Source organism: Photobacterium sp. SP02 (assembly GCF_038519165.1).
Classification (GTDB): domain Bacteria; phylum Pseudomonadota; class Gammaproteobacteria; order Enterobacterales; family Vibrionaceae; genus Photobacterium; species Photobacterium halotolerans.
In genome coordinates this window covers 1-9,785 of record NZ_JASJOJ010000091.1, presented here as the reverse complement: position 1 = coordinate 9,785, position 9,785 = coordinate 1, and the positions used below count along the sequence as shown (strand labels likewise).

Here is a 9,785-nt window from a genome sequence, read left to right as displayed (position 1 = left end):
CCCGTGAATATCGGCTACGACAAAGAAGGGGATTGTGCACATACCTGGATACGTGTTCACCGGGTAGGGTAATTGTTAGTTTTTGCAAGAATGGCCATCACTGACACTGATGGCCATTTTTTATACGTAATATCGGAGATATTCTTTATGCCGAATTGGTGAAAGAGGTCTTTGTTTATTTGAGATAAGGGTTTTATTTGTACACAGCCTGTGATGAGCAAGAAGAAGTTTTGCTTGTTTATTGAACAGTGATTGGGTGAGGTTGAAATATGATATACCTCTTGTTTACAGGCGGTATAGCCTAATCTGGCTTAATTCTATAAATATGCTCTAGCTTCAAGCTTCCATAATGGATATTATTTGCACTTTGTAACCAGGTGTAAATCGTCAAAAATATGACGGATTCCTGATTGTTGCTTGTGACTTAATCTCACTTTCTTGGTTGGTATGAAAACAATAATAGGTTTGATATTAGCTACAGTGCTTGCTGTGGTTGTTGGTAATTACTATCTCTGGCATAGCGCAGGCGAAGAGATAGAGCCTACAGAGCAGGAGTACACTAAGGACCCTGCTGATCCCATACTTCTCGAAGATAAATATTCTGTCGAGAAGCTGAACTCACAAGTGAGTGTTCAGCAACTGAGAAAACTTGTTCTGAAGGATGAGCAGGAAACGCTTTCAGAGTCTTCAGATCTTCAGCAAGACATTCAAGATTATGATCTCAATCAACTGGATGAAGACATTTCCTCATTACAACAATATTTGAATAAGGAATAACAATGCATCGCTTCATGTTGGCATTGCTCACACTCTTTGTACCTTTTTCATACGCCAGCACAGTGGGCTCTTTACCCGGCGAGTTATTGGTGGATTCTGGTGCTGCTATGTATCAGATACCGCTACAATTGCCTGAAGGACGGGGTGGTAATACTCCGCAATTATCTATTTCTTATAGTAGCCAAGGATCCGGCTATAGTGCTTTGGGCCCAGGTTTTTCACTGTCAGGGTTGAGTGCAATTACTCGCTGTGGTTCGACCATAGGCACAGATGGCTTCAAACGTTCACCAAATTACACCCATGAAGATAATTTTTGCCTTGACGGTTCTCGGCTGATCTCAGTGTCAGGCCAGCGTGGTAAGAGTGGGTCAAGCTACAAAACTGAAATTGATCAATATAGCCAGATTACGCTGAGTGGCGATTCGCTTGGAACTAGTAGCCAGTTTATTGTGAAAACAAAATCTGGCGATGTGCTGACCTATAAGAATGACTCAGATAATTTAGTGTGGCTGCTGGCTGAATCTACCGATACAACCAAGAAAAATGTTATCAAGTACAGTTATACAAATAATAACCTGATTCGTCAGATTATTTATGATGCCTATACCGTAGGTTTTACTTATCAGGCAAACACTTCTTCGTTACAGAATGGCCTCATTAGTAAAGTCAATGGAAAAGTAAAATCTCAGTACGAGAAACTTTCAAAAGTCAGTATTGCGATAAATGGTAAAGTAAAGAATTACTATAATTTATCATACACTGGTGCAGACTTCAGTACGAATACACCAACACGGCTTGCTTCTGTTCAATATTGCAGCGCAAACGGAACCTGTTTGCCGAAAACCAATTTTCACTGGAACGGAAATTCAGCATATAGTTTGAATCGCTCATTAGCAATCAAGGTCCCAAACTGGTCAACGAGTGGTCTATCTGATGGAGCTTGGGTTGATGTAGATGCTGATAAAAAACTTGATTACTGTCAAAAATACTCTCGAATCACTACTGATAGTGTTTCTGCTCTTAACCCCAAGAGAATTGACTGCAGACTTGGTAATGAGAGTACGTTTACTCATACCTTTAAATATAAGGATGCAAGTGAGAGCTGGTGGCTTGATATTAATAATGATGGCAAAACTGAATACTGTGCGTTGTCAGGTAGCAATTTATACTGTTCGAATTTCTCAGCAAGTGGTGTGAGCAGTTTTTCGATTCATATTGGCTCTTGGGGAACGGATAAAAACAGAAGGTGGTGGATTGACCTAAACGGCGACAACCGGATAGATTTTTGTCGTAGTGACGGCAGTTTATTACGTTGCAGTATTAATAAAGATGGCCGTTCTTTCTACGAGAAAAAATTTAATATTTCTAACTGGGGTGATATCAAGAGAACCTGGTGGGCTGATATTGATGGCAATGGCTTTCCGGACTATTGCCGTTCTGTAGCAGATTCAGGGAATGGTGGTACACTCCGATGCGATTTATTTAATGGCGACAGAATTTCTGCCACCAAGGATATTCATATTGATGACTGGGGCTATGACGATCGTCGTTGGTGGACGGATATCAACGGTGATGGTGCCAGTGATTACTGTCGTGCCGTTGGCGATAAATCTGGAGCCAATAGCCGGCTTCGCTGTTCTCTTGGCTCCGTTGGTAAAGTGAGTGATCTGAAAACGGGTTTTGAAGTTGCTAACTTCGATTGGGGATATAGCGATAAACGCTGGTGGGTGGATTTAAACAAAGACGGAAAGCAAGACTATTGTCGTGCTGTAGGCGATCACCCTAATACCTATATGCGTTGCTCTAGCATGAGTAGTAGTAGTTCATGGGCAGACTATACTTATAAGGTTGGTGATTGGGGATACAGAGATAAGAATTGGTTTGTCGATACCAATAGTGATGGCAATGTTGAATACTGTCGTCATGTTGGTGATAAATCAGGTACGAATAGCTATATTCGCTGTAGTGAAAATACAACGATAAAGCCTTCGCCAAACTTGTTTACTGGTGTGATAAATGGGTTAGGGCATTACTCTTCTGTTTCTTTCACGACTTTATTTGATGGTCAGGTTTACCATAAAAATGCGTTATACCCAGGTGATAAACGTAAGCTGAATTATCAGTTTCCGAGATTGAATGCTTACGGACCCATGTATATCGTGAAACAGCTTAAATCTGAAAATGGGGCTGGCTCAAATCGATTTAATACGTATGACTTTACTTATGGAAGTGCAAGCTATGACCTGCTTGGTCATGGTTTTTATGGCTTTAAGTGGATACAGCAGAAAGAGAAAAATGATGGTCAATTGACTCGTGTTCGTGAAACTTATTACAACACTGAATTTCCGCTCAATGGCACAATAAAAGAAAGTCGTGAATATTTTGGCAATAAGTCTGTCTTATTAAATAAAAGTATAACGGAGTTTAGTAACTCTATTTCTTTGACTGCATCCCATTATGAACAACAGATTTCTGAGACGGTGAGTCTCACTCCGATTTTTGGTAAAGTGGAGTTATTGTCGACAGCAGAAACATATAAGTATGAAATGTACCATGTCAATGGTAAGGATTATTTAAAAGCACCAGATAAATTCATTCCAATTCATGGGGATATAATGATCCCCGTTGTTATCCCTTCTCATGAATATTATGAATTCAGTAAAGCCGGAGCTTACTCTTATGATAAAAATGGGAACCCTACTCATTTTGCTTCAGTAAAAGGTTTGTCAGCAGCAGAAATTGAAAAATTGAGACCGCTAATGCATGGCCCTTCCGATGCCACTTATGTCATTTCTGCAAGTGGTACAGCCTCGAATGGACATGGTTATCAAACCTTAACGAAAACAGTGAATAAAGTGTCGACGGCTCGTGTTTACCAAGTCGAGCAGAAAAAAACAACTGAGCAGAGCTATGATCTGAATAGCCAGTTGGTTTCTACTGTCATTACCGAACATGCCGATATCGATAAATTTGGCAATGTCGGTAAGGTTACAGTATCGACTACAGCGAAGAACCCGCTGACACAAACTAATGAAACATTCACCAAGCAAACCAAGAGTATCTTTAAGAACGATACCGCTAAATGGCACTTAGGCCGTTTGCTGGAATCTGAAGTGGTTCACACTGATGCTAAGGGCGAAACAGAAGTCAGAAAAGCATCGTTTGAATATGATTCCACGACAGGTTTGTTGCTCAAAGAAGTATCCGCTGCGGGTAGTCCGCTTGCCTTAACAACGACCTATACCCGCAATGATGAAGGGGTTGTTGAGTCTTCACTCATCACTGGGTTTGCTGGAAATGGCGGTATATCTCAACGCTCGTCATCCGTGAAAAAAACTTACGCGGGTGATTTTGTTAATGTTATTAATACCAATACACTGGGTCAGTCATCGACTCAAATAATTAATCGCTACAATAATTCAGTAATTGTCAAAGACAGTAACGGTCTGGTTGCTGCCACTTATTACGATGATTTTGGTCGTGAAGTGAAAAAAGAAGTGCTCAAAGGAACCGCCGCACAACTGAGTACTTCTGTTCAATATCTGCCCGCGAGTCATTCACAGTGCAGCAGCCTTAAACCAAATAATCAGATTGTATATTGTGTGGTGACCCAATCGGATGGTGGCGGTGAAGCTAAGCAATTCTTTGATAAATTTAAGCGAGAATGGCGCACAGCAACGCTGGCGGTTGGCGGTAAGCGCTGGATCATAAAAGATACCTTCTATAATGCTAAGAATCAGATTGTCAAAGTCAGCCGTCCGTATTATCAGGGTGACACACCACAATATTCGAATACCATTTATGATGCTTTAGGTCGTATTCAATCTGTCTCGGAACCCGGCCCTGCTGGTAAAGGTGATGTGTATGCGTCTTATGTTTACGAGCCGCTAAAGGTCACAGAAACGGATGCCTTAGGGCGCAAAAAGACGACCTTTACCAATGCAATGGGTTGGGTGATTCAGGTTGATCAACCTTTATCTGCAAGTGTGAAGAATCAATATACCCCAACCGGTAATCTGTCGATGGCAACGGGTGCGGGTGGTGCCACTATCATCAATACCTATGATGATTTGGGGAACAAGACAAGCACAAGGGATCCTGACCTTGGGTTTTGGCAGTATGAATATGACTCGTTCGGAAATCTGCTGAAACAAACGGACGCCAAAGGGCAAAGCGTAGTCATGCAATACGATGCGCTCAACCGAATGGTGAAGCGGGTTGATGAAAAGCTCATTGTTGAAAACCAACAACCGAAAAGTCAGTTTACTGAGAGTAAATGGTATTACGACAGCTATGGTGGGGAAACCTGGCAGGGTGCGCTAATCCGTTCAGAAGCACCAGGCTACCTGAAGAAACTCAGTTATACGAGCTTTGGTCAGTTGCGCAAAGAAGAAATTTTCACGGCTGATCACACATTCGCTCGTGAATTTGAATATGACAAGTTTGGGCGTGTGGTGAAAGACGTTCGGCCCAATAACTTCACACTTGAACATGAGTACGATGCCGTTACAGGTGCGTTAACCGGTGTTTATGGTGCGCCGAGTCAGTTTAAACTCGATTTCAATCCTGCAGAATATAACCAGGTCATAAAGCCTTTGCTGGCTGAGGCGCTGGCGAAAGCATCTGATTATGTGAATAAGTCAAAAGAGCTGCAAAATCAGGCCATCACCTACAATCGACGTCGTGAAGAGTATAATTCGCTGTTGGATCAGGTAAAAAATGTGAGTGGTGGTACATCTGATATTTATAATCAGGTTAATCATAAAACGCTGACTGTTTACAGAGATTCGGCAGGCGATATTTATCTGGAAGTGCCAGACAACTTTATCCTGATTCACAATGATGTCAGTATTCCGATCATCACACCGCCGTCATATCACTTGAAGCTGGTCGATGGCCAATTGAGCAAGGTAAGTTTGGCTGACTGGACGAGTAAAGTATCCAGCCTGGAGGCAACAGGCGAGAGCGCGTTCTTTGGTGATTACAATAATGACGGTGTTTATGATCTGACCCGTTTGGCGATCAGCAAGGCGATGCCGCAGATTTATGACAGTCTGGTCAGCAAGTATTTTCAGCGTCTGAACCAGCTTGCGTCTGAAATTCAACGTCTTGAATATGTGGAAGATCATACCCGCATGCAGGCGACCACATACGCAGCAGCGGCTGCTCAATTGGTGACGTTAACCAAACAGACTTTACTGGTTGCTTCCCGCTATGAAAACTTGAGTGAACAAAATCAAGTTCAGTACGCGCAACTGACAGACTTAACAGAGCAGCAAATTCACAAAAATCGTGTTTACTACTGGAAACTGAACAGCCTGGATGCAGAAGGGCGTATTACGGCTGAATCCTATGGTAATGGTTTGTTCAACCAGTACGACTATAACGAAGGGAACGGCCAGCTGCAGAACATTTCGACACATCAGGGTAAGAAAGCAAAACGTCTGCTCCATTATCGCTATGATGCGATGGATAATGTGACTCTGCGGGAAGATATCATGACGGGTATCTCTGAGACGTATACCTATGATGCTCTGGATCGGCTGAAGACCAATAAAATTATCGATACGATAGGTGCTAATCGTGATAACCCATTGTTTAATAAAACCTACAGCGTTGACTATGGTGTAAACGGTAATATCACCTATAAGTCGGACGTGGGCCACTACGCGTATCAGGATAAACAACATGTTCACGCGGTGACCAGTGCCGGGGATCGTACCTATCAATACGATTTGAACGGGAATATGCTCGAAGGTGACGGTCGTGTCTTTGAATGGAGCAGCTTCAATAAACCGACCAGAATTACCCGTGGCGATAGCTGGGCAGCCTTCAGTTATGGGCCGGACAGAGCTCGCTACCTGAAAACCAATCATAAAGGGGATAAAACCTGGTATCTGGGTAAAGCCTACGAGCGGATTGATTACAGCAACGGTGATGTTGAACACAAGCAGTTCATCAATGCTGGCGGTAAGCTGGTTGCGCTCAATATCGACAAGAAAACCACCAAAAACGGCACTGAAGCATCGGTCGACAGGCAGTTGCGCTATTTCCATAGTGATGCGCTGGGCAGTGCTGATCTCATCACGGATATCTGGGGCAATGTGGTCGATCGTCGCAATTTTGATGCCTGGGGCAAAGAGCGGGATTTTGTCTGGGAGACTGATAAGTCGTTTGTACAGCAGGCCTTAATGACCAACCGGGGTTATACCGGGCATGAGCAGGTGGATGAAGTGGACTTGATCCACATGAATGGTCGTATGTATGACGCTACCCTGGGCCGGTTTGTCAGCGCAGATACCTTTATTCAGGCACCGAGCAATAGCCAGTCGTTTAACCGCTATAGCTATGTGCTGAATAATCCAATGAAGTACAACGATCCAAGCGGACATTTCTTTAAGAAGTTGTTTAAAACAATTAAGAAGTACTGGCGGGTTATTGCTGCTGTTGTAATTGCTGTATACGCTCCATATTTATTAAACGCGTATTTTGCAATAACAAATGCTATTGCTTTAGGTGCTATTACTGGATTTATTTCAGGTGCCGTTGCAACGGGAAGTTTCAAAGGTGCTGTTATTGGCGCATTTACTGGCGGCGCTTTCGGTGGGCTTCATTATATGGGACAGGGTTTCTTAAAAGTAATAGCTCATGGTGTAGCGGGTGGTGTTAGTAGTGTTCTAAATGGTGGTAAGTTTGGCCATGGGTTTTTGTCAGCAGGTATTACCCAATCTCTTGGTAATGTAAAAGGATTTTTTGTAGAGAGCCCTCAAACATTTAGTGAACGATTTAGAAATGCGATATCTGCTGCAGTAGTTGGTGGTACATCATCTTCTGTTAGTGGAGGAAAGTTTTCAAATGGAGCGCTAACGGGTGCATTCTCAAGGCTTTTAAATGATGACTTAGCTTATAAGAGTCGGATGAAAAGCGAAAAGAGATATGATCTCAAAGATGGATTTGAAGCTTTTGTTGATGAATACCCTTATAAAGGTGAAGCACGACATGAAATTCATGTATATAAAAATGGAAATGAAGTTGGGATTTTTCAAGATGGAGATTGGATTAATAAACATGGGCATTCAGGTGTGCCTGAAGGTTTTAATGATGAAAGTGCTAGAATACTTAAAGGGTTAGATGTATTCATGATTCGTCGCCAAGGTAGGATACCTCATAACGCAAAAATTGGTAAAGGTATGTTAAGAGGTTACGGAAGATATCTGCCATTTGTTGGGGTGGCTGTAACAGGACTTGATATGTACAATTCTTCCTCTCCTTGGCAGACGTTATGGGAAGGTTTTGGTGTTGGTTCAGTTGGGGCAGGCTCAACTTGGGAACCAGACGGAATTGAAGTCATATACCCTGATAATAATTAGGTCCTAAAATGAAAGAGTTACAGTTTTTTAACAAAAAAGCATTGAGCACCCCCGGAAAGGGGGTGTTTGAAGAAGCATTTAAGCGATATCAATCTTACATTGAAATAAATAAAAATAAACTCCCCAAAAATGTTGTAAATATTGTTAAGTCTGATTGGTATTTCAACGCAAGAGATCCGCGGTGCCCTAAAGATGCCTGGCTCATAAAGCAACGTCTCGATAATGAATATGACGTTGTTATTCGGGAAAAAAAATCTGCAGAGTACGAATTAACTTTGCTAGGGGCTTATCATGATTGCCATCTCCATTTTATATATAAGTCTGTGTATGACATTGCTGTATATGGGTATGGAGGCTCTCTCATACGCAAAGATTATGACCCTTGGCGTATAGATGAGTTTTCAATAGGAGATGATGGTCTTCTGACACATTCAATATATTTCTTATCAGGGAATGTTTGGGTTATAAAGTGTCGCGACTTTGATTTTAGGTTAACTAAGATTTAATGAAATAGGTAACTAAGCAATATAATTAGTGTTGTTAGGAGAATAGTGTGAATAAACTTATAGTAATTGCTGCTATGTTTTTTGCTACAACTTCCGCCCACGCCAACTACCACTGCACCGGCGAAGTGAAACATTTTGGTGTTGACAGGTCAAACCTATTGGTTAGTAACGGCTTTGGCGTCCACAAGTTGTGTAATGTATCCGAAGAGTATTGTAAAGCATGGTTATCTGCTGCTCTGTCAGCCAAAATGTCAAACCGGAAGGTGACTATTTATTATGAACACCCGTCAGTATCAGGTAGCCAAAACGGCAGTCGCTGCAATGAAATCGGTGACTGGGTGGTGCCAGAAGATAGCGTTTACTATTTCCAAGTCTTTTAAATGGCTATATTGTTATTAATTGAGAGAAAACATGAATAAAAAACATGCAAGCTTGGTTAAGGGGTTATTTATTGCAGCTGGGTTCCTGAGCACGCCGTTCGCTAGTGCAGATGTACTGTGTGAAGGGAAAATTCAGAATGTATATAAGTGGTCAGACAGACAAATGTTGTCTATTCAGGTAGCCACGCCTGAAGGTGTGACGAACTGGATTCGGATGCCAACCAAGTCGGATGAATCGATGGCGTTAACTGCATTTGCCAGTGGGAAAGTTGTTCGGGTTCGCTGGGAAGGCGATCTGAATTTTACCAAGTGTGTGGATGGATGGCCGCATAATACCGAATTTGAAGGCTGGTGGTTGATTAAGAGCTAACACTCTTGGTTTTTTTCACGTTAAGTTGGTTGGAGAATAAAATGAAAAAATGGAATAGATTACTGATTGTTGCGTTGTCGCTTTTATCTTTTAGTTCACATGCAGAATACAATGCAAATATGACTGGCGTAGTAACGCAAGTGTTAACTTACACGGATGGCAACCAGATTTATTTCTTGCTGAAGAATCAGCCAACATCACACCCCAGCTGTAAACCTGATTTGTTCGCCATTGACGCGAGCACTCCTGGTGAAACCCGACATCAGGTACTGTCACGGTTGCTGACAGCCTATGCAACCGGTAAACCCGTGAATATCGGCTACGACAAAGAAGGGGATTGTGCACATACCTGGATACGTGTTCACCGGGTAGGGTAATTGTT

The 9,785-nt window shown here is 42.3% G+C and carries 6 protein-coding genes; all 6 read left to right on the top strand.

The features are described 5' to 3' along the window. The first annotated feature begins 447 nt into the window (after positions 1–447). The 6 genes from P0Y67_RS21350 to P0Y67_RS21325 are packed head-to-tail and all read left to right on the top strand — an operon-like array spanning position 448 to position 9,780. Positions 448–777 (top strand): hypothetical protein, encoded by a 330-nt coding sequence (locus tag P0Y67_RS21350; RefSeq protein ID WP_342393492.1) that lies wholly within the window; start codon positions 448–450, stop codon positions 775–777. 2 nt (positions 778–779) lie between these two features. After that, complete coding sequence (locus P0Y67_RS21345) at positions 780–8,147, top strand: RHS repeat-associated core domain-containing protein (RefSeq protein ID WP_342393491.1); 7,368 nt, start codon at positions 780–782, stop codon at positions 8,145–8,147. Between the two features lie 8 nt (positions 8,148–8,155). Then, on the top strand, positions 8,156–8,653 hold the full coding sequence (locus P0Y67_RS21340) for a hypothetical protein (RefSeq protein ID WP_342393490.1): 498 nt from the start codon (positions 8,156–8,158) through the stop codon (positions 8,651–8,653). A gap of 47 nt (positions 8,654–8,700) precedes the next feature. Then, positions 8,701–9,033 carry a hypothetical protein gene (locus P0Y67_RS21335; RefSeq protein WP_342393489.1) on the top strand — a complete coding sequence of 111 codons (333 nt, stop codon included), beginning with the start codon at positions 8,701–8,703 and terminating at the stop codon, positions 9,031–9,033. Between the two features lie 31 nt (positions 9,034–9,064). After that, complete coding sequence (locus P0Y67_RS21330; RefSeq protein ID WP_342393488.1) at positions 9,065–9,403, top strand: hypothetical protein; 339 nt, start codon at positions 9,065–9,067, stop codon at positions 9,401–9,403. 41 nt (positions 9,404–9,444) lie between these two features. Beyond that, a complete protein-coding gene (locus P0Y67_RS21325) occupies positions 9,445–9,780 on the top strand; it encodes a hypothetical protein (RefSeq protein WP_342393487.1) in 336 nt (111 codons plus the stop codon). The last annotated feature ends 5 nt before the right edge of the window (positions 9,781–9,785 follow it).